We start from the raw sequence: 21,042 nt of genomic DNA on the forward strand, positions 1-21,042 counted from the left end.
CCTGCATCAGTCCGGCTTGATGTCCGCCGACTTGATCACCTTCGACCACGCGGCCAGTTCCTGGTCGACAAACTTCGCGAGCGTCGGCGAATCCATGTAGGTCGCGAAAGCGCCCTGCTCGTCCACCTTCTTGCGGAAGGACTCGCTCTCCACGATCTTTCTGATCTCCGCGCTCAGCCTGGCGACCACCTCGGGCGGCGTCTTCGCCGGCGCGAACACCGCGAACCACGACTCCACCTCGTAGCCGGGCAAGCCCGCCTCGGCCGCAGTCGGCACATCGGGCATCGACGGATGCCGCTTGCTGCCCGTGTATGCCAGCGCCTTGATGCGCCCGGTCGCGAAATGGCCGATGACCGACGGTGGCGTGGTGATGAACATGTCGACGTTGCCCGAGATGAGGTCGTTGATGGCCGGCCCGGAGCCCTTGTACGGCACGTGCGTCATCGCCTGCTTCGACTGCCTAGACAGCAGTTCGCCCGCAATGTGCTGGATCGAGCCGTTGCCAGAAGATGCATAGAACAGGCCGCCCTCCTTCTTCTTGCCGTACTCGATGAGCTCCTTCATCGAGTTCACAGGCAGCTTGCCGCTCACCGCGACCACGTGCGGCGCGCGCATCACCATCGCCACCGGCACGAAGTCCCTGGTCGGGCTCCACTTGAGGTTCGGGTAGAGCGAGGGGTTGCCGACGTGGTAGCCCGAGTACTGCATCAGCAGCGTGTAGCCGTCGGGCGCGGCGCGCGCCACCCACTCGGCGCCGATGTTGCCGCTGGCGCCCGGCTTGTTGTCGACCACCACGGGCTGGCCCAGCGCGCGTTGCAGCGGCTCTCCGACCAGCCGCGCCATGATGTCGGTGGAACCGGCTGGCGCGGTGGGAACGACGAAGGTGATCGGTCTGGAAGGCCAGGTGTCGGCGCTGGCGGCAGAAGCGGCCAGCACGAGGCCGGCCGCGAGCAGGCGGCGAATGGGTTGCATGGTTTGTCTGTCTCCGGTGGTTTTCTTGTCTGCTGTCTTCGAAGCACGCGCCTTCAGGCCGCGAGTTCCGATATCTCGATCAGGTTCAGGTCGGGGTCGCGCACATAGACCGAGCGGATGCGCGAGGTGGCGCCCGTGCGCATCACCGGCCCTTCGAGAATCGGCACGCCCTTGTCCGCCAGCCGCGCCATCACCACGTCGAGCGGCACGCCGGCGATGAAGCACAGGTCCAGCGAGCCCGGCGTCGGCAGTTGTGCCTTGGGTTCGAACTCGTGGCCCTTCACGTGCAGGTTGATCTTCTGGTTGCCGAAGCGGAAAGCCTTGCGCCCGGCGCCGAAGCTCTCGAGCGCCATGCCCATCACTTCGACATAGAAGCGGATGCAGTCTTCCTCGTGCGCGGTGGTCAGCACCAGGTGGTCCAGATGATCGATCATGGGTTCAGTTCCTCCTGTGCGCGGGTGGCGCGTGCCGCGTCAGGCGATGTCCCGACCGGGAAACCTGGCTCGGCAATTCATGCGCCACGAGCAGTGCCAGCTCGGCCGCCGCGGCAATCAGTCCGTCGAGGTCCATGGCCGTCTCGTAGCCCATGCACTGCAGCATGTGGACCACGTCTTCGGTCGCGACATTGCCGGTCGCGCCCGGCGCGTAGGGGCAGCCTCCGATGCCGCCGAGCGACATGTCGAGCCGGCGAATGCCCGCTTCGACGGCCGCCACCGTGTTCGCGAGACCCATGCCGCGCGTGTTGTGGAAATGGGCGGTCCAGTCCAGCGCCGGCCAGGCCGCGATGACCCGCTCGCACAGCGCCTGCACCTGGATCGGATAGGCCATGCCGGTGGTGTCGCACAGCGTCACGCCCTGCACGCCGAGCGCGGCAAAGCGCTCGATCCACCCGAGCACCGAAGGCACCGGCACCTCGCCTTCCATCGGACAGCCGAACACGCAGGAGAGCGACACGTTCACCGGCACGCCGGCCTGCTTCGCCAGCGCGACCACGTCGGCCAGTTGCGCGAACGACTGCTCCCGCGTCATGCGCAGGTTCGACAGGTTGTGCGTCTCGCTCACCGACATCACGATGTTGAACTCGTCGATGCGGCTTTCCAGCGCCCGTTCCGCGCCGCGCACGTTCGGCACCAGCGCGGTGTAGACCACGCCGGGCCTGCGGGCGATGCGGTGCATCACCTCCTCGCCGTCGCGCAGCGCCGGGATCGCTTTCGCCGAGGTGAACGAGGTCACTTCGATCTTCGCGTAGCCCAGCCCGCCCAGCCGGTCGATCAGCGCGACCTTGTCGTCGGTGGGAATGAAGCGGCTTTCCATCTGGAAGCCGTCACGCGTGGCCACCTCGTTGATGTGCAGCCGGGTGCCGTTGCCGTTTTTCATGCGGCCTCGCTTTCCGCGCGGCGCGCAGGCCAGCCGCCCGCGTGCAAGTCGCCGTTGTGCTCGCCCAGGCGCGGCGCGGGATGCGCGATGCGCCCCGGCGTCGCGCTGAGCTTGGGCACCACGCCGGGCACCTTCAGCGTGCCGCCGCCGGATGTTGCCGACTCGACGATCATTCCGCGCGCCAGGTACTGCGGGTCGCTCGCGATGTCGGCCACGGTGTAGATGCGGCCGACCGGCACGCCGGCTGCATCGAGCACCGCCAGCACTTCGTCGCGGCTGCGCTGCAGCGTCCACGCCTCGATGGCGGCGTCGATCTCTTCCACCCGCAGGACACGGCCGTCGTTGTGCGCGAGCTGCGGATCGCGTTCCAGGTCAGCGCGGCCGATGGCCCGCATCAGCCGCCGGAAAATGCTGTCGCCGTTGCCGGCCACCAGCACGTAATGCCCGTCGTTGCAGCGGTAGGCGTTGGTCGGCGCGATGCCGGGCAACGCACTGCCGGCACGCTCGCGCACCGCGCCGAAGGCGTCGTACTCCGGCAGCAGGCTTTCCATCACGTTGAACACCGACTCGTACAGCGCCACGTCGATGAACTGCCCCTCCCCGCCGTGCGCCGTGCGGTGGTGCAGCGCCGTGAGCACGCCGATCACGCCGTGCAGCGCCGCCAGCGTGTCGCCCAGCGAGACGCCCACGCGCACCGGCACCCGCCCCGGCTCGCCGCTCAGGTAGCGCAGCCCGCCCATCGATTCGCCGAGCACGCCGAAGCCGGGCTTGTCGCGGTACGGCCCGGTCTGCCCGTAGCCGGAGATGCGCAGCATGATGAGCCGCGGATTCAGCGCGTGCAGCTGCTCCCACCCCAGGCCCCAGCCCTCCAGCGTGCCGGGCTTGAAGTTCTCGATCAGCACGTCGGCCTCGCGAGCCAGTTCGCGCACCGCGTCCTGTCCTTCGGCGCTGCGCAGGTCGAGGCACACTGAGCGCTTGTTGCGCGATTGCACCTCCCACCAGACCGAGCCGCCGTCGCGCAGCAGCCGCCACTTGCGCAGCGGATCGCCGGTGCCTTCGGGTTCGACCTTGATCACGTCGGCGCCGAACTCCGCCAGCGTCTTGCCGGCAAAGGGGCCGGCAATCAGCTGGCCGAGCTCCAGCACCTTCAGGCCTTCGAGTGCATTCATGTCCGCGTCTGTCTCCATGTTGGGTTGGCCCAACTCTAGGAACAGATCGCGCCGAGCGGAATTGCCGTGATGGCAGCAGGTCTTCGCAAAACGCGAAGGCCCGGTTTCTGCTTCTCTAGAATCCGCGGATGGCCACTCCCATCAATCCCGCGCGCGTCGACTTCGTCACGCTGCGGTTGTTCTGCGCGGTGGCGCAGTCGGGCAGCATCACCAAGGGTGCGGAGGCATGCCACCTTGCGTTGTCCGCGGCAAGCCGCAGGCTTTCAGATTTCGAAGCGGCCACCGGCTCGAAGCTGCTCGAACGCAGCGCGCAAGGCATTTCGCTCACGCCCGCCGGCCATGTGGCGATGCAGCATGCGATGCGCCTCTTTCAGGGCTTCGAGCAGTTCAGCAGCGAGCTCAACGACTACTCCAGCGGCGTGCGCGGCCATGTGCGGCTGTGGGCCAACATGTCGGCGCTCACCGAGTTCCTGCCCACCACGCTCGCGACATTCCTTGCGCAGCACCCCGACATCCGCATCGAGGTCGAGGAGCAGCTCAGCGGCGACATCGTGCGCGCGCTGGTCGACGGCTTGGCGGACGTCGGCGTGTTCGCCGAGAACACGCCCGCCTACGGCCTCGACGTCGCCCCCTTCCAGACCGACGAGCTGGTGGTGCTGTGCGCCAGGCAGCACCCGCTGGCACGCGCGCGAGCCAGGCAGGTCGACTTCAAGACCTGCCTCGCGCACGAATTCGTCGGGCTGAACCGCAGCAGCTCGCTGCTGGAACTCACGTCGCGCGCGGCCGAGCAGGCCGGCGTTCCGATGCGGCTACGCGTGCAGGTGCGCAGCTTCGACGCCATGTGCCACATGATCGCGGCCAACCTCGGCATCGGCGTGGTGCCGCTCGCGGCATGCAAGGCGCAGGTGGCGGCGCTCGACTTGAAGGTGGTGCGGCTGCGCGACGCATGGGCCACGCGGCGGCTGCTGATGGCGACGAAGGCGGGCGCAACGTTGTCGCCGGCGACGCAACTGCTGGTGAAGCAGTTGTTCGCAACTTCGAACTAGCCGCGGGCTTCAGCCCGCAGCCGCCCTACCGGACCCGCTCGCCTCCTCGGCCTCCAGCACGGCCCATTCCTCGTCCGTGAAGAGCCGCGAACGCGTCAGGAAGCGCACGCCCTCCGGCCCTTCAAGCGAGAACATGCCGCCGCGCCCCGGCACCACGTCGATGATCAGCTGCGTGTGCTGCCAGTACTCGAACTGCGGCCCGCTGATGTAGAACGGCATGCCGCCGATGTGCCCCAGCAGGCGGTCGTAGTCGCCGACGATGAACTCGCCCTGGGCGTAGCACATCGGCGCGCTGCCGTCGCAGCAGCCGCCCGACTGGTGGAACATCAGCGGGCCGTGCCTGGCGGCGAGCCTGTCGATCAACGCGAGCGCGGCATCGCTCGCGGTGACGCGCAGGACATCGCCTGCCATCAGAAGAAGCCCAGCTTGTTCTCGCTGTAGCTCACCAGCAGGTTCTTGGTCTGCTGGTAGTGGTCGAGCATCATCTTGTGGTTCTCGCGCCCGATGCCCGACTGCTTGTAGCCGCCGAAGGCCGCATGCGCCGGATAGTGGTGGTAGCAGTTGGTCCACACGCGGCCAGCCTGGATGCCCTTGCCCATGCGGAAAGCGCGGTTCATGTCGCGGCTCCACACGCCGGCGCCCAGGCCGTAGAGCGTGTCGTTGGCAATGGAGAGCGCTTCTTCCTCGTCCTTGAAGGTCGTCACCGACACCACGGGGCCGAAGATCTCTTCCTGGAAGATGCGCATCTTGTTGTGACCCTTGAACACCGTCGGCGTCACGTAGTAGCCGTCGGCCAGGTCGCCTTCGAGCCTGGCGCGCTCGCCGCCGATCAGCACCTCGGCACCTTCCTGCCTGCCGATGTCCAGGTACGACAGGATCTTCTCGAGCTGCTCGCTCGAGGCCTGCGCGCCGATCATCGTGGCCATGTCGAGCGGGCTGCCCTGCTTGATGGCCGCCACGCGCTTGAGCGCACGCTCCATGAAGCGGTCGTAGATCGACTCCTGGATCAACGCACGCGACGGGCAGGTGCAGACCTCGCCCTGGTTCAGCGCGAACATCGAGAAGCCTTCGAGCGCCTTGTCGAAGAAGCTGTCGTCGCGGTCCATCACGTCGGCGAAGAAGATGTTGGGCGACTTGCCGCCCAGCTCCAGCGTGACGGGAATCAGGTTCTGGCTCGCGTATTGCGAGATCAGCCGGCCCGTGGTCGTCTCGCCGGTGAAGGCGATCTTGCCGATGCGGTTGCTCGACGCCAGCGGCTTGCCCGCTTCCACGCCGAAGCCGTTCACCACGTTCAGCACGCCCGGCGGCAGCAGGTCGCCGATGATCTCCATCAGCACCAGGATCGAGACCGGCGTCTGCTCGGCCGGCTTCAGCACCACGCAGTTGCCCGCCGCCAGCGCGGGTGCCAGCTTCCACACCGCCATCAGGATCGGGAAGTTCCACGGAATGATCTGGCCGACCACGCCGATGGGCTCGTGGAAGTGGTACGCGAAGGTTTCGTGGTCGATCTCGCTGATGCCGCCCTCCTGCGCGCGGATGCACGACGCGAAGTAGCGGAAGTGGTCGACCGCCAGCGGCAGGTCGGCGGCCATGGTCTCGCGGATCGGCTTGCCGTTGTCCCAGGTCTCGGCGGCCGCGAGCACGGGCAGGTTTTCCTGCATGCGGTCGGCGATCCTGTTCAGGATGTTGGCGCGCTCGGTGGTCGAGGTGCGGCCCCAGGCGGCCTTGGCCTTGTGCGCGGCGTCGAGCGCGCGGTCGATGTCCGCCGCCGTGGAACGCGGCACTTCGCAGAAGACCTTGCCGGTGACGGGCGTGATGTTCTCGAAGTACTGGTTCTCCACCGGCGACACCCATTCGCCGCCGATGTAGTTGCCGTAGCGCTTCTTGAACGGAACCGCGGTACCGAATTTGCCTGGTTCGAGCATGTCCATGAGTTGTCTCCATTTGCTGCTGTTGGCGCCGCGACATGCGGCGACCCGCACGGACATCCGCAAGCCACGTACCCGCGCGGATCGGGACATTCCCTGAGTGCCTCCCCGCTGGCAGCCGCACTTCGCAGCGGGTTTTCATTCGCAATCTGCGACATGTTCCTGCGAACACAGCGACTAGGATGTCGCACAAGGCGAACAGACCGCGAACGGCAGACAACCGGAGACACGCATGAGCGAAGCGCAGTGGCCATCGGTCCGGGTCGAACAGGCCCGGGACCTGTTCTTCGTGCAGGGCCGCGACCCCGCCCCGTGGATCGCGCCGCACATCTCGCGCTCGTGGCAGCGCAGCCGTCCGGTCGACCACCAGCACATCGACCCGGCCCCCATGGCGCTGGCCCTGCTGGGCGAGCGGCGCGAGCAGTCGATGCGGCTGCTGGACTGTGCACAGCCCGAACTCGACGGGCTGGCCGAGCATGCGATAGGCAATGGCTGCGTGGTGATCCTGTCGGACGCCACCGGGCTGATTCTGGAGGAGATCGGCAGCCCCGACTTCCTGCCCAAGGCCGAGCGCATCGCGCTGCAGCCCGGCGTGGAATGGTCGGAACACAACCGCGGCACCAACGCCATAGGCACCGCGCTGGCGGAACGCGAGGCGCTGATGGTGCTGGGCGGCGAGCACTACCTGGCGCAGAACGGCGCGCTGGGCTGCGCGGCCGCCCCCATTTTCACCGGCCGGGGGGAGCTGGCCGGCGCGCTCGACATCTCGGGCGAGACGGTGCGCGTGAACACGCACGCGCTGGGCCTGGTGCGCATGGCCGCGCAGCAGGTGGAGCACCGCATGCTGCTGGCCGAGGCGCAGGGCCATGTGCTGCGCTTCCATGCGCGGCCGGCGCTGATCGGCACCGCGCGCGAGGGGCTGATCGTGATCGAGGGCGGACGCATCGCGGCGGCCAACCGCGTGGCGCTGGAACTGTTCGGCCGCTCATGGGACGGCCTGCTCGACCTGGAGGCCAGGGACTTCCTCGGCCCGAACTGGCCGCGCATGGAGCACCGGCGCAGCCTGCTGACGCTGCCCGGCGGGCGGCAGTTCGCCACCGTGATGGAGCGCTCCAGCACGCAGGGCGGCGCGCGGCCGGCGGCACGGCGCGCCGACGCGCCCCAGGCGGCTGACGACGTGCTGCCGCTGCTCGACAAGGCCGTGCGCGTGCTCAACGAAGGCGTGTCGGTGCTGGTCAACGGCGAGACCGGCAGCGGCAAGGAAGTGTTCTCGCGGCGCCTGCACGCCGCGAGCCGCCGCGCGGGCGGCCCGTTCGTGGCGGTCGACTGCGCCTCGCTGCCCGAGACGCTGATCGAGTCGGAGCTGTTCGGCTACGACGAAGGCGCCTTCACCGGCGCCCGTCGCAAGGGCATGGCGGGCCGCATCCGCGAGGCGAACGGCGGCGTGCTGTTCCTCGACGAGATCGCGGAGATTCCGCTCGCGCTGCAGACCCGGCTGCTGCGGGTGCTGGAAGAACGCGTGGTCACGCCACTGGGCGGCGGCCAGGGCGTGGCGGTGGACTTCGACCTGGTCTGCGCCACCCACGGCGACCTGCCGGCGCTGGTGCAGGCCGGCCGCTTCCGGGCCGACCTGATGTACCGCGTGGCCGGCTTCACCGTCGCGTTGCCGCCGCTGAGCCGGCGCGCCGACCGGCACGCGCTGATCGCGCGGCTGTTCCTCGAATCGGGCGGCGCCGACAAGCACCTGCGGCTGGAGAGCGATGCCCTCGAAGCGCTGGCCGCCTACCGCTGGCCGGGCAACGTTCGCGAACTGCGCAGCACGCTGCGCGCGGTGGTCGCGCTGGCCGACCCGGGCGATTCGGTGACTGCCGCCGCCCTGCCCGCCCACCTGTTCGGCACGCCCGCCGCGCCGCCGCCGGATGCGGCCACCGAAGCCGCCCTGGCACCGCAGGCCGGCCCGCTGCTGGACATCACCCGCCACGCCATCGACGACGCGCTCAGGGCCTGCGACCACGACGTGTCCAGGGCGGCGCGGCGCCTCGGCGTGCATCGCAGCACGGTCTACCGCCATCTTGCGCGGCAGCGCGGCAAGCCGTCCGCCTGAACAAAAGACTGACTTGCCCATCGATGCCGGAGCGGCCAGACTGGGGTCCGGTCTTTCCTGGGCATTCATGACACACAGCAAACCCGCCAGACGCCTGTCGGCCGTGCCTTCCACCCTGCGGATTCCCCTGGCCGCGCGAGCCTCGGGCGATGCGATGTTTCCGCGGGTGGCCGTGCGCGACGCCTATGCCGCCGGCATCCTCGAGCGGATCCGCGACGACGGCAGCGCGCTGCCCGAAGACCGCGCCACCATCTACGGCATCCTCTCGCGCACGCGCCGCTTCCGCAGCCTCGCGCAGGACTTCCTGAAGGCGCACCCCGGCGCCCGCGTGGTCAACATGGGCTGCGGCCTGAGCCATTACTTCCAGTGGCTGGACGACGACAAGTCGCACATGACCGACGCCGACCTGCCCGAAGTGCTCGAACTGCGCCGCGAACTGATCCCCGAAACCAACCAGCGCCATGACCTGCGCACACTCGACCTGACCGCGCCCGACTGGTGGGACCAACTGGGCTTGCCGCGCAAGCGCAACGCGCGGCCAGTGTTCCTGTTCACCGAAGGCGTGCTGATGTATTTGCAGCCCGAGCAGGTGCAGGCGGTGTTCGCGACCTTCGGCGAGCGCGCGCCCGCGGGCTCGGTGCTGGCCTTCGACGCCATGTGCTGGCTGGCCGTGGGCCGCGCGAGGCAGCATCCGTCGGTGCGCACCACCGGCGCCGAGTTTCACTGGGGCATCCGCCGCGCGGCCGAGCTGACGCAGTCGCACCCCCGGCTGGCGCTGGACGCGACCTACCGGGTGATGGAAGGCATCGGCCTGCCCTACATGCTGTTCGCGCCGATGGTGATGCTGCTGCTCGGCGTGCCCCTGTATGCGGTGTATGCGCTGAAGGCCACCGATCCCGCCGACAAGACTGGGGGCACGGATACATAAAAGCACAATTTTCCGGATTCCCGGCCTTGTCCGGCCCGGTTTGCGCGGAATGGCTGACGCGGGGCGGCCGTGTGCCGGGTCAAGCTCGGGGTTGTTCCCGGTCGCGGAAAATGGCCGATTCATTTCCGCCGCTTTCCTTTCTTTTCCCCCAGAGATTCGCAACCCTCAAGAACCACATGCTTGATCGCCGATCCTTCCTTGCCGCCGGTGGCGCCGCCGCCGCACTCGCCGCCCTGGGCCTGCCCACCGAGGCACTTGCCGCCAACGGCCTGCAACTGAGCCAGCCCTCCCCCTTCTCGTTCGACGCCCTGGTCGCGCAGGCCAAGGCGCTCGCCGGCCAGCCTTACGTGGCCGCCGCGCCGCTGGCTCCCGAAGTGCTCGACCGCATCGACTACGACGCGCACGGCAAGATCAAGTTCGACCCCGCCAACGCCCTGTTCCGCGACGGTCCCGGGGCCTTTCCGGTCACCTTCTTCCACCTGGGCCGCTTCTTCCAGGCGCCGGTGCGCATGCACGTGCTCGAAAACGCCGGGGGCGACGCCTTCGCGCGCGAGGTGCTCTACAGCCCCGACTACTTCTCGATGCCGGCCGACAGCCCCGCGCACCAGCTGCCGCCCGGCGCCGGCTTCGCAGGCTTCCGGCTGCAGGAAAGCCGCCTGGGCGACCAGAGCAAGCTCGACTGGCAGAAGAACGACTGGGTCGCCTTCCTCGGCGCTTCGTACTTCCGCGCGATCGGCGAGCTTTACCAGTACGGCCTGTCGGCACGCGGCATCGCGCTCGACGTGGCGGTGCCCGACAAGCCCGAGGAGTTTCCGAACTTCACGCGCTTCTATTTCGAGACGCCCGCCGCCGGCAACACCACGTCGATGACGGTGTACGCGCTGCTCGAGGGGCCGAGCGTCACCGGCGTGTTCAAGTTCGTCATGCAGCGCACCAAGGCCGTCATCATGGACATCGACGCGCGCCTCTTCATGCGCCGCGACGTTGCGCGCCTGGGCCTGGTCCCGCTCACCTCGATGTACTGGTACTCGGAAACCAACAAGCCCACCGCCATCGACTGGCGCCCCGAGGTGCACGACTCCGACGGCCTCGCGATCTGGAACGGCGCGGGCGAGCGCATCTGGCGCCCGCTCAACAACCCGACGCAGACGCGCGCCTCGGCATTCACCGACACCAGGCCGCGCGGCTTCGGCCTGCTGCAGCGCGACCGCGTGTTCGACCACTACCAGGACGGCGTGAACTACGAGAAGCGCCCGAGCCTGTGGATCGAGCCGCTGGGCGACTGGGGCGAGGGTTCGGTGCAGCTCATCGAGATACCGACCGACGACGAGATCCACGACAACATCGTCGCCTTCTGGGTGCCCAAGGCCGATGCCAAGGCGGGCGCGAGCTACAGCCTGCAGTACCGCCTGCACTGGACCGACCAGGAACCGTTTCCCTCGCCGCTCGCGCACTGCGTGGCCACGCGCATCGGACGCGGCGGCCAGCCGGGGCAGCCGCGCCCGCAGGGCGTGCGCAAGTTCATGGTGGAGTTCATCGGCCAGCCGCTGGCCACCGTGCCCTTCGGCGTGAAGCCCGAGGTGGTGCTGACGGCGCCGCGCGGCAAGTTCAGCTACGTGTTCGCCGAGGCCGTGCCCAACGGCGTGCCGGGCCACTGGCGCGCGCAGTTCGACTACACGCCCGAAGGCAACGAGCCCGTCGACATGCGCATGTACCTGAAGGTCGGCGACCAGACGCTGACCGAGACCTGGCTGTACCAGTACCAGCCCGGCTAGGCGCGGCATGGCGCAGCGCTGACCTGCCGGGGCATTGTTGGCGATAAGGAAACAAACAAGTCCCGCCAGGCCTATTGGTCCGCGAGGGTGTCGCGCCCAAACTTCCCTGCGTCCACAACACGAACCAAGGAAGTAGGAAATCATGACTCTCAAGCTCGAAGGCAAGATCGCACTCGTCACCGGCGGCACCAGCGGCATCGGCCTGGCCACCGCACAGCGCTTCGTGGCAGAAGGCGCGCATGTGTTCATCACGGGTCGCCGCAAGGCCGAGCTCGACGCGGCCGTCAAGGCCATCGGCCGCAACGTGACCGGCGTGCTCGGCGACGTGTCGAAGCTCGATGACCTCGACCGCCTCTACGCCGCCATCAAGCAGGAAAAAGGCCGGCTCGACGTGCTTTTCGCCAACGCGGGCGGCGGAAGCCTGCTGCCGCTGGGCCAGATCACGGAGGAACACTTCGACAGCATCTTCAACACCAACGTGCGCGGCCTGCTCTTCACCGTGCAGAAGGCGCTGCCGCTGATGCCCAAGGGCGCGTCGATCGTGCTCAATGCGTCGATCACCAGCATCAAGGGCAACCCGGCCTTCAGCGTGTACAGCGCCACCAAGGCCGCAGTGCGCAGCTTCGCGCGCAGCTGGACGGTGGACCTGAAGGACAAGGGCATCCGCGTGAATGCGGTGAGCCCGGGCGTGGTGCCGACGCCGGCCTACGACCTGCTGGGGCTCGACAAGGAACAGGTGCAGGCCTTCGTCGAGTCGCAGGCCCAGGGCATTCCGCTGGGCCGCGTCGGCACGCCCGACGAGATCGCCAAGGCCGTGGTGTTCCTGGCCTCGGACGACGCCAGCTTCGTGAACGGCGTCGAGCTGTTCGTCGACGGCGGCATGGCGCAGATCTGAGCGACCCGCGCCCGGCGCGAGCGCGTCAGCGCTTGCTGACCGACACCAGCTCGACTTCGAAGTTGAGCGTGGCGTTCGGCGGGATCACGCCGCCGGCGCCGCGCGCGCCGTAGGCGATGGACGGCGGGCAGGTCAGCTTGGCCTTGCCGCCGGGCTTCATCTTCTGCACGCCTTCGGTCCAGCAGGGGATCACGCCGTTGAGCGGGAACTCGGTCGGTTCGCCGCGCTTGTAGGAGCTGTCGAATTCCTTGCCGGTGTCGGGGAAGGTGCCGCGGTAATGCACCTTGACCACGTCGGTGGCCGCGGGCGAAGCGCCGGTGCCTTCCTTGAGCGACTGGTAGATCAGCCCGCTGGGCGTGGTCACGGGCGCGGACTGCGCGAACGCGGCGGGAATGGCAAGGACGGACACGAGAGCGGCACAGAAAAGAGACTTCACGAAACACCTCGGGGATTGAAAGACTCCGATTATGGCCAGCGCGCATGCTGCGCCCGCAAGCCGGTGTATCCGGTGGAACAGCCCTTGCTTTGCCGAATGTGCACTGTCACCATTCACGAAGAGAGGACGCCGCATGAACTCCACCGAAGCCACGCCGGCAGCGCACGCCGGCACCGGCCATCTCAAGAAGGTACTCGGTCCCCTGCAGCTCTGGGGCATTGCGGTGGGCCTCGTCATCTCCGGTGAGTACTTTGGTTGGAGCTACGGCTGGAACACGGCCGGCACGCTCGGCTTTCTCGTCGCCACGCTGCTGGTGGCGACGATGTACACCACCTTCATCTTCAGCTTCACCGAACTATCGACAGCCATCCCGCACGCGGGCGGCCCCTTCGCGTATGCACGGCGCGCCTTCGGACCGCACGGCGGTTTCGTCGCGGGCTTCGCGACGCTGATCGAATTCGTCTTCGCGCCGCCGGCCATCGCGCTGGCCATCGGCGCCTACCTCAACGTGCAGTTCCCCGGCATCAACCCGAAGTGGTTCGCGCTGGGCGCGTACGTGATCTTCATCGGCCTCAACTGGATCGGCGTGGGCATCGCGGCGGCGTTCGAGCTGTTCGTCACGGTGCTGGCCATCGTCGAGCTGCTGGTGTTCATGGGGGTCGTCTCGCCGGGCTGGACGCTGGCCAACTTCACCGCCAACGGCTGGGCCGGCGGCAGCGTGCTGAACGGCGCGGCCATCTCGGGCATCTTCGCGTCGATCCCGTTCGCCATCTGGTTCTTCCTGGCCATCGAAGGCGCGGCCATGGCGGCCGAGGAAGCGCGCGACCCGCACCGCACCATTCCCATCGCCTACACCACGGGCATCGTCACGCTGGTGGTGCTGGCCTTTGGCGTGATGATCTTCGCGGGCGGCGTGGGCGACTGGCGCAAGCTCGCCAACATCAACGACCCGCTGCCGCAGGCCATGAAGGCGGTGGTGGGCGACAACAGCGGCTGGCTGCACATGCTGGTGTGGATCGGGCTCTTCGGGCTGATCGCTTCGTTCCACGGAATCATCATGGGCTACTCGCGCCAGATCTTCGCGCTGGCGCGCGCGGGCTACCTGCCGCGCTACTTCGCCGGCCTGAGCCCGCGCTTCGACACGCCGCACCGCGCGCTGCTGGCCGGCGGCGTGATCGGCGTCATTGCCATCTTCAGCGACGAGTGGGTGCAGTTCGGCGGGCAGACGCTCACCGCCAACATCGTGACCATGGCGGTGCTCGGCGCCATCGTGATGTACATGATCTCGATGGCCGCGCTGTTCAAGCTGCGCCGCAGCGAGCCCGGCCTGCGGCGCACCTACCGCGCGCCGTTCTACCCCGTGTTCCCGGCCATCGCGCTCGGGCTCGGCGCGGTGTGCCTGGGCGCGATGGTGTGGTTCAACGGCATGCTCACGCTGCTGTTCGTCGTGCTGATGGCCGCGGCCTACGGCTACTTCCTGCTGACCTCGGCGCAGCGCGATGCGGCGGCGCCCGACGAAATGCTTTCCTCGACCAACCACGCCTGACGACCTCCGACCCAAGACCCATGCGCTACAGCACCACCATCGCCGGCCAGGTCTTCCGATTCGACGACCTGAAACAGGTCATGGCCTTCGCCAGCCCGGCGCGCTCGGGCGACTACCTCGCGGGCATCGGCGCGGCCACCGCGCAGCAGCGCATGGCCGCGCGCCACGTGCTGGCCGACACGCCGCTGAAGCAGTTCCTGAACGAAGCGCTGATTCCGTACGAGAGCGACAACATCACGCGCCTCATCATCGACGGCCATGACGCGGGCGCCTTCGCGCCGGTGTCGCACCTCACCGTGGGCGACTTCCGCAACTGGCTGCTGTCCGACGCGGCCAATACCGGCACGCTCACCGCACTGGCGCCGGGCCTCACGCCCGAAATGGTGGCGGCGGTGTCCAAGCTCATGCGCAACCAGGACCTGGTGTCGGTCGCCAGGAAGTGCTGCGTGGTCACGCGCTTTCGCAACACCATCGGCCTGCCCGGCCACCTGGCGGTGCGCCTGCAACCCAACCACCCGACCGACGACCTGCGCGGCGTGGCGGCCTCCACGCTCGATGGCCTGCTCTACGGCGCGGGCGACGCGGTGATCGGGCTCAACCCCGCATCCGACAGCATGCCGGTGCTCGGCGATCTGCTGCGCATGCTCGACGAGGTGATCCAGCGCTTCGAGATCCCCACGCAGAGCTGCGTGCTCACCCATGTGACCAACACCCTCAAGCTCGCGGAGGCCGGGGCGCCGGTCGACCTGGTGTTCCAGTCGATCGCGGGCACCGAGAAGGCCAACCTCTCGTTCGGCGTGACGCCCGAACTGCTCGACGAGGCCCATGCGGCGGCGCTGTCGCTCCAGCGCGGCACCGTGGGCGACAACGTCATGTACTTCGAGACCGGCCAGGGCAGCGCGCTGTCGGCCAACGCCAACTTCGGCGTCGACCAGCAGACCTGCGAGGTGCGCGCCTATGCGCTGGCGCGGCGCTACAAGCCGCTGCTCATCAACACCGTCGTCGGCTTCATCGGGCCGGAGTACCTGTACGACGGCAAGCAGATCATCCGCGCCGGGCTCGAAGACCATTTCAGCGGCAAGCTGCTGGGCCTGCCCATCGGCTGCGACATCTGCTACACCAACCACGCCGAGGCCGACCAGGACGACATGGACACGCTGCTCGTGCTGCTGGGCACGGCGGGCATCAACTTCATCATGGGCATCCCGGGCGCGGACGACGTGATGCTCAACTACCAGAGCACCTCTTTCCACGACGCGCTGTTCATGCGCGAGACGCTGGGCCTGAAGCGCGCGCCCGAGTTCGAGGCCTGGCTGCAGCGCATGCAGATCACCGATACCGCCGGCCGGCTCGCGCCGCCCTCCTCCAACCGGCTGCTGGCCGACATGAGCGGCCTCGCCGCATTGGCACGATGAGCGACTCGCCTGTCACCCCCAACCCGTGGGCGCAATGGCGCTCCGCCACGCCCGCGCGGCTGGCCCTGGGCCGTGCCGGCGCCGGCATGCCGACCGACGAGACGCTGCGCTTCGGCTGGGCGCATGCGATGGCGCGCGATGCCATTCACGCAGCGCTCGACGTCGACGCGCTCGACAGCCAGCTGCGCAGCCAGCACTGGGAGGTGGCCCGCGCGCGCAGCCGTGCGGCCGACCGCACCGCCTACCTGCGCCGCCCCGACCTGGGCCGCCAGCTCGACGAGGACGACGCCACGCGCCTGCGCGGCGAGCGGCGCTACGGCTGCGATGTCTGCATCGTCATCGGCGACGGCCTTTCCTCGCTCGCGGTCGCGCGCCATGCGGTGCCGCTGCTCGCGGCGTTGCGCGCGCAGCTGCCGCCGCACACGCGCTTCTCACCCGTGGTGATCGCCACGCAGGCGCGCGTCGCCCTGGCCGATGAAGTGGGCGAGCTGTTCGGCGCGGCGCTCTCGGTCATGCTGATCGGCGAAAGGCCGGGCCTGAGTTCGCCCGACAGCCTCGGCATCTACCTGACCCATTCGCCCCGGCGCGGCCGGCACGACGCCGAGCGCAACTGCATCTCGAACGTGCGGCCGGAGGGCCTGGCCTATGAGGCGGCCGCGTTCAGGCTCGCGTGGTTGATGCGCGAGTCGCTGCGGCGCGGGCTGACGGGCGTCGAGCTGAAGGACGAGAGCGATCTCGTGGCGCTCAGGTAGGCCAGCGCGCCCCGCCCGCTCACTTCTGCTGCTGCGCGTTCGTCGTGGCGGTAGCCACGGGCTTCATCGAATCGCGCACCTTTGCCACCTGGGCCGCCGTGACGGCATCGCCCTGGTTGCCCCAGCTCGACCGCGCGAAGCTCAGCACGCTGGCCACGTCGGCGTCGCTCAGGCGCCAGCCGAAATCGGGCATGGCGATGGGCGACGGCGCCTGGGCGGTGCTGGGCATGGCCGAGCCTGCGAGCACGAGGCGGATCAGCGAAGTCGGATCCTTGGCGTTCACCACGCTGTTGCCGGCCAGCGCCGGGAAGGTCTTGTCCGCGCCCGTGCCGTCGGAGCGATGGCAGGCATTGCAGTTGTTGAGATAGACCATCGCGCCGCTGTTGCCCTCGACCGTGCCGTTGCGCAGCGCAAGCGCGGTCGGGTGCTGGGGAGCCGCCGCCACCAGGGACGCGGGCGACGGCGCATTCTGCGCACTGCCCTGCGCTCCCAGCGACTGCAGATAGGTGGCCACTGCCTGCAGGTCTTGCGTAGACAGGTGCTGGGTGCTGTTCTGCACCACGTCGACCATGGCGCCGAACGCCGCCGTGTGGCTGGTGCGGCCGGTCTGCAGGTACTGCACGATGTCTTGCGCCGGCCATTGCGCCATGGTCGGGCGGCCGGTGTGGCGCAGCGGCTGCGCATACCAGCCGTCGATGACCGCGCCGGACAGGAACAGCTCGCCCTTGCCGTCGCTGGCCGCCTTCACGCCGCCCAGCATGCTGCGCGGTGTGTGGCAGTCGCCGCAGTGGCCCAGGCCCTGCACCAGGTAGGCGCCGCGGTTCCACTCGGCGCTGCGCGCGGCGTCGGGCTGGTAGACGCCCTTGTCGAGGTAGATCCAGTTCCACGCGACCATCAGCCCGCGCATGCTGAAGGGCCATGGCAGGTCGGTGGCCGGCGGCTTCTGCGCCACGGGCTGCACGCCGTTGCGGAAGAAGGTGAAGAGCGCGTGCATGTCCTCGTCGTTCACGCGGGCGAACGACGGGTACGGCATGGCCGGGTACAGGTGATGTCCGTCCTTGGCGACGCCTTCGCGCAGCGCGCGGGCGAACTCGGCCTCGGTGTAGGCACCGATGCCTGCCCCGGGGTCGGGCGTGATGTTGGTCGAGACGATGGTGCCGAACGGCGTCTTCATCGGCAGGCCGCCGCCGAAGGCCGGCTTGCCGGGCGCGGTGTGGCAGCTCACGCAATCGCCGGCGCGCGCGAGGTAGCGGCCGCGCTCCAGCACGGGGTCGGACGTAGCGGGCTCGGCAACTTGCGGTGCGGGCGCGCCAGCCACCGGCGGCGCCTCCGCCTTCTGCGCCACGGCCCAGGCCCCGGCGCACAGCAGGGCCACGGCCGCCGCCACGCCGACAGATACTCGGCGCGCGTTCATGCCAGCGCTCCCGGGTTCTTCAGGTACTGCTCGCGGATCGCCTTGGCAGCCCAGTAGGCCAGCGCCCCCACCATGCCGGTCGGGTTGTAGCCGAAGTTCTGAGGAAAGGCGCTGGCGCCCATCACGAACACATTGGGCACGTCCCACACCTGCAGGAAGCGGTTGACCGCGCTGGTCGTCGGGTCGGTGCCCATCGGCGCGCCGCCGGTGTTGTGGGTCGACTGGTAGTAGCGCACGTCGTAGTGCGCGCCTGCCTTCTGGAAGTTCAGCTTCATCTGCTTCGGCCCCATGGCCTTGGCGATCTGCTCGACCTTGGTGCCGATGAACTGCGTCATCGCGAGGTCGTTGGCCTTCCAGTCGAAGGTCATGCGCAGGAGCGGCTGGCCGTGCACGTCCTTGTAGGTCGGGTCGAGGTCGAGGTAGTTGTCGCGGTAGGCCATCACCGAGCCCTGGCTGCCCACGCTGGCCTGGTAGAGGTAGTTTTCCTTGGCGGCCTTCTTCCAGCCCGCGCCCCAGCTGGGCGCGCCGGGCGGCAGGCTCAGCTGCTGGATCGGCCGGCCGCCGGTGTTGATGCAGTTGATGCTCGCGCCGCCCACGAAGCCGAGCGGGCCGTGGTCGAAGTTGTCGCCGTCGAAGTCGTCGATCACGCTGCCGCTGGCACCCGCGCCGACAAAGGGGTTCATCGGCTGGTCCTTGTCGAAGAACAGGCTCGCGCCGCCGTTGAGCTGGTAGGCGTAGTTGCGCCCCACCACGCCCTCGCCGGTGGCGGGGTCGTACTTCTTGCCGATGTTCGACAGCAGCAGCAGGCGCACGTTGTGGAACTGGTAAGCGCACAGCACGACCAGGTCGGCCGGCTGCTCGACCTCGTTGCCCTGCGCGTCGACGTAGGTCACGCCGGTGGCACGTTTTCCATCAGGCGACATGTTCACGCGCAGCACGTGCGAGCGGGTGCGCAGCTCGAAGTTGGGGCGCTTCATCAGCACCGGCAGCAGCGTGGTCTGCGGCGATGCCTTCGAATACATGTAGCAGCCGTAGCGCTCGCAGAAGCCGCAGAAGTTGCACGGCCCGAGCTGCGCGCCGTGCGGGTTGGTGTAGGCACGCGAGGCATTGGCGGCCGCTTGCGGAAAGGGGTGGTAGCCGAGCTCGCGCGCGGCCTTCTCGAACAGCCTGGCGCTGTTGACGGAGGCCAGCGGCGGCAGCGGGAATTCGTTGGCGCGCGCACCTTCGAAGGGGTTGCCGCCGGGCTGGATCTTGCCGCCGATGTTGCCGGCCTTGCCGGAGGTGCCGCAGATTTTCTCGAACTGGTCGAAGTGCGGTTCCAGTTCTTCATAGCTCACGCCGAAGTCCTGGATGGTCATGCCCTCGGGAATGAATTTCTTGCCGTAGCGCTCTTCGTAGTTGCTGCGGATGCGCAGGTCGCTGGGCAGCGGCCGCCAGTGGTGGCCGTTCCAGTGCACGCCCGCGCCGCCCACACCGTCGCCGGGCAGGAAGGACGCGAGCTGCCGGTACGGCACCGCCACGTCGGCCGGCGTGTGGCGGATGGTCACGGTCTCGCGCGAGAGGTTCTGGAACAGCTTGCCGCGGATGCCGTAGCTCAGCTCGTCGGTGATGCGCGGGTAGGCGAAGTCGGGCTGCGTGTCGCGGTTCTCGCCGCGCTCCAGCGCCAGCACCTTCAGGCCGGCTGCGGTGAGCTCCATGCCCATGATCGCGCCGGTCCAGCCGAAGCCGACCAGCACCGCGTCCACACTGGGCTTCTTGATGTTTGCCATGGTGTGCCGCTCCCTCAGCCCTGCGGGCCGGCGATGCTCACCGGCGGCAGGTTGTACTTGACGCCGGGCCGGTCGACCCAGTCGGCGTAGTCGGCGCGCGCGCCGGGGAAGCCGATCATCTTCCAGGCGGCGGCGTTCTTGTTGCCGCCGTGGATCGGGTCGCTGAAGTAGCCCTCCTTGGTGTTCTGCAGCAGGAAGCCGAAGAAGTCGGTCGCGCCCACGCCGTCGAGCGCGATGGTGCCGCCCTCCAGGCCCTTGAGCACCTCGTCCTGCTGCGCGGCGTCGAGCTGCGCGAAGGCCTTGCCGGAAAACTGCTTGCGGCTGTAGGCGTCCGTGGCCGCGATGCCGGCGCGGTAAACCTCGCGCGGCGGCATCTTCTTCTGGTAGCCAAAGAGCGGCGACACCTCGACGAACGGGCCCTGCATGTACCAGGTGGCGGCATGGCCGAAGGCGCCTTCCATCTGGCGGTCGATGAACTCGGGCACGCCGGCCTCGATGGCGCCGGGGCCGGTGTCGTCGGAAGGAATCAGCCTGGCCACCGCCGCCTGCACGAAGGCCCATTCCGCGGCGTTGAAGTAGACCGGGGTGTAGGGAGCGCCGGGCGTGGCCGCTGCTGCGGGGCCGGGTGCCGGGGCCGATGGTGCGGGCTGTGCCAGTGTCACGCCGGTGATGCCGCCGGCACTGAAGGCCGTTGCGGCCGGCACGATGGCAATGGACCGGCGCAGGAAGCCACGCCGGTCGGGATACGACTCGTCTTTCATCGCGTTATGTGCGGCACTCGCCGCGTGTTGTTTTGCGAACCTTCATCATGGCGGCGGCTGGCGTCCCACCATGTAGGAAAGCTGCTTGCCTATGATGGAACAGGCGCGGCGCCTTTCAGAGCGCTTTCAAAAGGCACTGCCAACCGACGACCACAACGGAGACGACATGACCACGACCAACCGCTACCCGCTAGCCGAACTCAAAGACCTGCCGCAGGACATCCGCGCCGCCATCCTCGCGGTGCAGGAAAAAGCCGGCTTCGTGCCCAACGTGTTTCTTGCCCTTGCACGCCGTCCGGCCGAGTGGCGCGCCTTCTTCGCGTACCACGACGCGCTGATGCTCAAGGAAGAAGGCTCGCTCACCAAGGGCGACCGCGAGATGATCGTCACCACCACCAGCGCGGCCAACCAGTGCCTCTACTGCGTGGTGGCGCACGGCGCGCTGCTGCGCATCTACGAGAAGAAGCCGCTGGTGGCCGACCAGGTGGCGGTGAACTACCGCAAGGCGGACATCACGCCGCGCCAGCGCGCGATGCTCGACTTTGCGATGAAGGTCTGCGACCGCTCGCACGAGATCGACGACAGCGACTTCCCGCCGCTGCATGCCCACGGCTTCGACGACGAGGACATCTGGGACATCGCGGCCATCACCGCCTTCTTCGGGCTGAGCAACCGCATGGCCAGCTTCAGCGGCATGCAGCCGAACAACGAGTTCTTCCTCATGGGGCGCGTGCCCCGCGAGAAGAAATAGCGCC

General features: G+C 68.5%; 19 protein-coding genes. 9 read left to right on the plus strand and 10 right to left on the minus strand.

Annotated features, from left to right (window positions below; genetic code table 11):
- Positions 1–6: 6 nt before the first annotated feature.
- Genes QRN67_RS30095 through QRN67_RS30110 form a run of 4 tightly spaced genes read right to left on the minus strand, consistent with a single transcriptional unit; the run spans position 7 to position 3,518 of the window.
- The gene (locus QRN67_RS30095) at positions 7–972 is read right to left on the minus strand and encodes a Bug family tripartite tricarboxylate transporter substrate binding protein (protein WP_285414797.1); all 966 of its coding nucleotides are present in this window, start codon (positions 970–972) and stop codon (positions 7–9) included.
- A gap of 53 nt (positions 973–1,025) precedes the next feature.
- Complete coding sequence (locus QRN67_RS30100) at positions 1,026–1,406, minus strand: VOC family protein (protein WP_285414798.1); 381 nt, start codon at positions 1,404–1,406, stop codon at positions 1,026–1,028.
- A gap of 4 nt (positions 1,407–1,410) precedes the next feature.
- A complete protein-coding gene (locus QRN67_RS30105) occupies positions 1,411–2,349 on the minus strand; it encodes a hydroxymethylglutaryl-CoA lyase (protein ID WP_285414799.1) in 939 nt (312 codons plus the stop codon).
- Entirely contained in the window at positions 2,346–3,518 is a 1,173-nt protein-coding gene (locus QRN67_RS30110; RefSeq protein ID WP_285414800.1) for a CaiB/BaiF CoA transferase family protein, read from the minus strand. The genes QRN67_RS30105 and QRN67_RS30110 overlap by 4 nt, the downstream gene beginning before the upstream one ends.
- Before the next feature lie 128 nt (positions 3,519–3,646).
- Between QRN67_RS30110 and QRN67_RS30115 the strand changes: the two genes are divergently transcribed.
- Positions 3,647–4,564 carry a LysR family transcriptional regulator gene (locus QRN67_RS30115; RefSeq protein WP_285414801.1) on the plus strand — a complete coding sequence of 306 codons (918 nt, stop codon included), beginning with the start codon at positions 3,647–3,649 and terminating at the stop codon, positions 4,562–4,564.
- A gap of 9 nt (positions 4,565–4,573) precedes the next feature.
- Here the strand turns inward: QRN67_RS30115 and QRN67_RS30120 are convergent, their stop codons facing one another.
- Together QRN67_RS30120 and adh are read right to left on the minus strand one after the other, a co-directional pair.
- Complete coding sequence (locus tag QRN67_RS30120) at positions 4,574–4,975, minus strand: DUF779 domain-containing protein (protein ID WP_285414802.1); 402 nt, start codon at positions 4,973–4,975, stop codon at positions 4,574–4,576.
- Complete coding sequence (adh, locus tag QRN67_RS30125; RefSeq protein WP_285414803.1) at positions 4,975–6,495, minus strand: aldehyde dehydrogenase; 1,521 nt, start codon at positions 6,493–6,495, stop codon at positions 4,975–4,977. The genes QRN67_RS30120 and adh overlap by 1 nt, the downstream gene beginning before the upstream one ends.
- Positions 6,496–6,724: 229 nt before the next feature.
- Here adh and QRN67_RS30130 point away from each other — a divergent pair, with 229 nt between their 5' ends.
- The 4 genes from QRN67_RS30130 to QRN67_RS30145 all read left to right on the plus strand — a co-directional run bounded on the left by QRN67_RS30130 (position 6,725) and on the right by QRN67_RS30145 (position 12,194).
- A complete protein-coding gene (locus QRN67_RS30130) occupies positions 6,725–8,596 on the plus strand; it encodes a sigma-54-dependent Fis family transcriptional regulator (protein WP_285414804.1) in 1,872 nt (623 codons plus the stop codon).
- Positions 8,597–8,663: 67 nt separating this feature from the next.
- Positions 8,664–9,524, plus strand: a complete 861-nt coding sequence (locus QRN67_RS30135) for a class I SAM-dependent methyltransferase (protein WP_285414805.1) — start codon at positions 8,664–8,666, stop codon at positions 9,522–9,524.
- Positions 9,525–9,700: 176 nt separating this feature from the next.
- Positions 9,701–11,299, plus strand: a complete 1,599-nt coding sequence (locus QRN67_RS30140; protein WP_106934083.1) for an OpgD/OpgG family glucan biosynthesis protein — start codon at positions 9,701–9,703, stop codon at positions 11,297–11,299.
- Between the two features lie 142 nt (positions 11,300–11,441).
- Positions 11,442–12,194, plus strand: coding sequence for a glucose 1-dehydrogenase (locus QRN67_RS30145; protein WP_081267094.1), 753 nt, complete (start codon positions 11,442–11,444; stop codon positions 12,192–12,194).
- Between the two features lie 25 nt (positions 12,195–12,219).
- Here QRN67_RS30145 and QRN67_RS30150 read toward each other — a convergent pair whose 3' ends face one another.
- Complete coding sequence (locus QRN67_RS30150; RefSeq protein WP_081267093.1) at positions 12,220–12,630, minus strand: FKBP-type peptidyl-prolyl cis-trans isomerase; 411 nt, start codon at positions 12,628–12,630, stop codon at positions 12,220–12,222.
- 133 nt (positions 12,631–12,763) lie between these two features.
- Between QRN67_RS30150 and eat the strand changes: the two genes are divergently transcribed.
- The 3 genes from eat to eutC are packed head-to-tail and all read left to right on the plus strand — an operon-like array spanning position 12,764 to position 16,343.
- Positions 12,764–14,176, plus strand: a complete 1,413-nt coding sequence (gene eat, locus QRN67_RS30155) for an ethanolamine permease (protein ID WP_285414806.1) — start codon at positions 12,764–12,766, stop codon at positions 14,174–14,176.
- A 20-nt stretch (positions 14,177–14,196) separates the two neighbouring features.
- Positions 14,197–15,591, plus strand: a complete 1,395-nt coding sequence (locus QRN67_RS30160) for an ethanolamine ammonia-lyase subunit EutB (protein WP_285414807.1) — start codon at positions 14,197–14,199, stop codon at positions 15,589–15,591.
- Positions 15,588–16,343, plus strand: coding sequence for an ethanolamine ammonia-lyase subunit EutC (eutC, locus tag QRN67_RS30165; RefSeq protein WP_285414808.1), 756 nt, complete (start codon positions 15,588–15,590; stop codon positions 16,341–16,343). The genes QRN67_RS30160 and eutC overlap by 4 nt, the downstream gene beginning before the upstream one ends.
- A 19-nt stretch (positions 16,344–16,362) precedes the next feature.
- On the opposite strand, the gene QRN67_RS30170 is transcribed toward eutC, so the two are convergent.
- The 3 genes from QRN67_RS30170 to QRN67_RS30180 are packed head-to-tail and all read right to left on the minus strand — an operon-like array spanning position 16,363 to position 20,287.
- Positions 16,363–17,757, minus strand: a complete 1,395-nt coding sequence (locus tag QRN67_RS30170) for a c-type cytochrome (protein WP_285414809.1) — start codon at positions 17,755–17,757, stop codon at positions 16,363–16,365.
- Entirely contained in the window at positions 17,754–19,526 is a 1,773-nt protein-coding gene (locus QRN67_RS30175; protein ID WP_081267088.1) for a GMC family oxidoreductase, read from the minus strand. Before QRN67_RS30175 ends, QRN67_RS30170 begins: the two co-directional genes overlap by 4 nt.
- A gap of 14 nt (positions 19,527–19,540) precedes the next feature.
- A complete protein-coding gene (locus tag QRN67_RS30180) occupies positions 19,541–20,287 on the minus strand; it encodes a gluconate 2-dehydrogenase subunit 3 family protein (protein ID WP_285414810.1) in 747 nt (248 codons plus the stop codon).
- 166 nt (positions 20,288–20,453) lie between these two features.
- On the opposite strand from QRN67_RS30180, the gene QRN67_RS30185 reads away from it, so the two are divergent.
- On the plus strand, positions 20,454–21,038 hold the full coding sequence (locus QRN67_RS30185) for a peroxidase-related enzyme (RefSeq protein WP_081267124.1): 585 nt from the start codon (positions 20,454–20,456) through the stop codon (positions 21,036–21,038).
- The last annotated feature ends 4 nt before the right edge of the window (positions 21,039–21,042 follow it).

The sequence above is a fragment of the Variovorax sp. efr-133-TYG-130 genome (assembly GCF_030208835.1).
Lineage (GTDB): Bacteria > Pseudomonadota > Gammaproteobacteria > Burkholderiales > Burkholderiaceae_C > Variovorax.

Excerpts from the sequence above, each read along its gene's own strand:
- QRN67_RS30095 (WP_285414797.1), bottom strand. The coding sequence starts at position 972 with ATGCAACCCATTCGCCGCCTGCTCGCGGCCGGCCTCGTGCTGGCCGCT.
- QRN67_RS30100 (WP_285414798.1), bottom strand. The coding sequence starts at position 1,406 with ATGATCGATCATCTGGACCACCTGGTGCTGACCACCGCGCACGAGGAA.
- QRN67_RS30105 (WP_285414799.1), bottom strand. The coding sequence starts at position 2,349 with ATGAAAAACGGCAACGGCACCCGGCTGCACATCAACGAGGTGGCCACG.
- QRN67_RS30110 (WP_285414800.1), bottom strand. The coding sequence starts at position 3,518 with ATGAATGCACTCGAAGGCCTGAAGGTGCTGGAGCTCGGCCAGCTGATT.
- QRN67_RS30115 (WP_285414801.1), top strand. The coding sequence starts at position 3,647 with ATGGCCACTCCCATCAATCCCGCGCGCGTCGACTTCGTCACGCTGCGG.
- QRN67_RS30120 (WP_285414802.1), bottom strand. The coding sequence starts at position 4,975 with ATGGCAGGCGATGTCCTGCGCGTCACCGCGAGCGATGCCGCGCTCGCG.
- adh (WP_285414803.1), bottom strand. The coding sequence starts at position 6,495 with ATGGACATGCTCGAACCAGGCAAATTCGGTACCGCGGTTCCGTTCAAG.
- QRN67_RS30130 (WP_285414804.1), top strand. The coding sequence starts at position 6,725 with ATGAGCGAAGCGCAGTGGCCATCGGTCCGGGTCGAACAGGCCCGGGAC.
- QRN67_RS30135 (WP_285414805.1), top strand. The coding sequence starts at position 8,664 with ATGACACACAGCAAACCCGCCAGACGCCTGTCGGCCGTGCCTTCCACC.
- QRN67_RS30140 (WP_106934083.1), top strand. The coding sequence starts at position 9,701 with ATGCTTGATCGCCGATCCTTCCTTGCCGCCGGTGGCGCCGCCGCCGCA.
- QRN67_RS30145 (WP_081267094.1), top strand. The coding sequence starts at position 11,442 with ATGACTCTCAAGCTCGAAGGCAAGATCGCACTCGTCACCGGCGGCACC.
- eat (WP_285414806.1), top strand. The coding sequence starts at position 12,764 with ATGAACTCCACCGAAGCCACGCCGGCAGCGCACGCCGGCACCGGCCAT.
- QRN67_RS30160 (WP_285414807.1), top strand. The coding sequence starts at position 14,197 with ATGCGCTACAGCACCACCATCGCCGGCCAGGTCTTCCGATTCGACGAC.
- eutC (WP_285414808.1), top strand. The coding sequence starts at position 15,588 with ATGAGCGACTCGCCTGTCACCCCCAACCCGTGGGCGCAATGGCGCTCC.
- QRN67_RS30170 (WP_285414809.1), bottom strand. The coding sequence starts at position 17,757 with ATGAACGCGCGCCGAGTATCTGTCGGCGTGGCGGCGGCCGTGGCCCTG.
- QRN67_RS30175 (WP_081267088.1), bottom strand. The coding sequence starts at position 19,526 with ATGGCAAACATCAAGAAGCCCAGTGTGGACGCGGTGCTGGTCGGCTTC.
- QRN67_RS30180 (WP_285414810.1), bottom strand. The coding sequence starts at position 20,287 with ATGAAAGACGAGTCGTATCCCGACCGGCGTGGCTTCCTGCGCCGGTCC.
- QRN67_RS30185 (WP_081267124.1), top strand. The coding sequence starts at position 20,454 with ATGACCACGACCAACCGCTACCCGCTAGCCGAACTCAAAGACCTGCCG.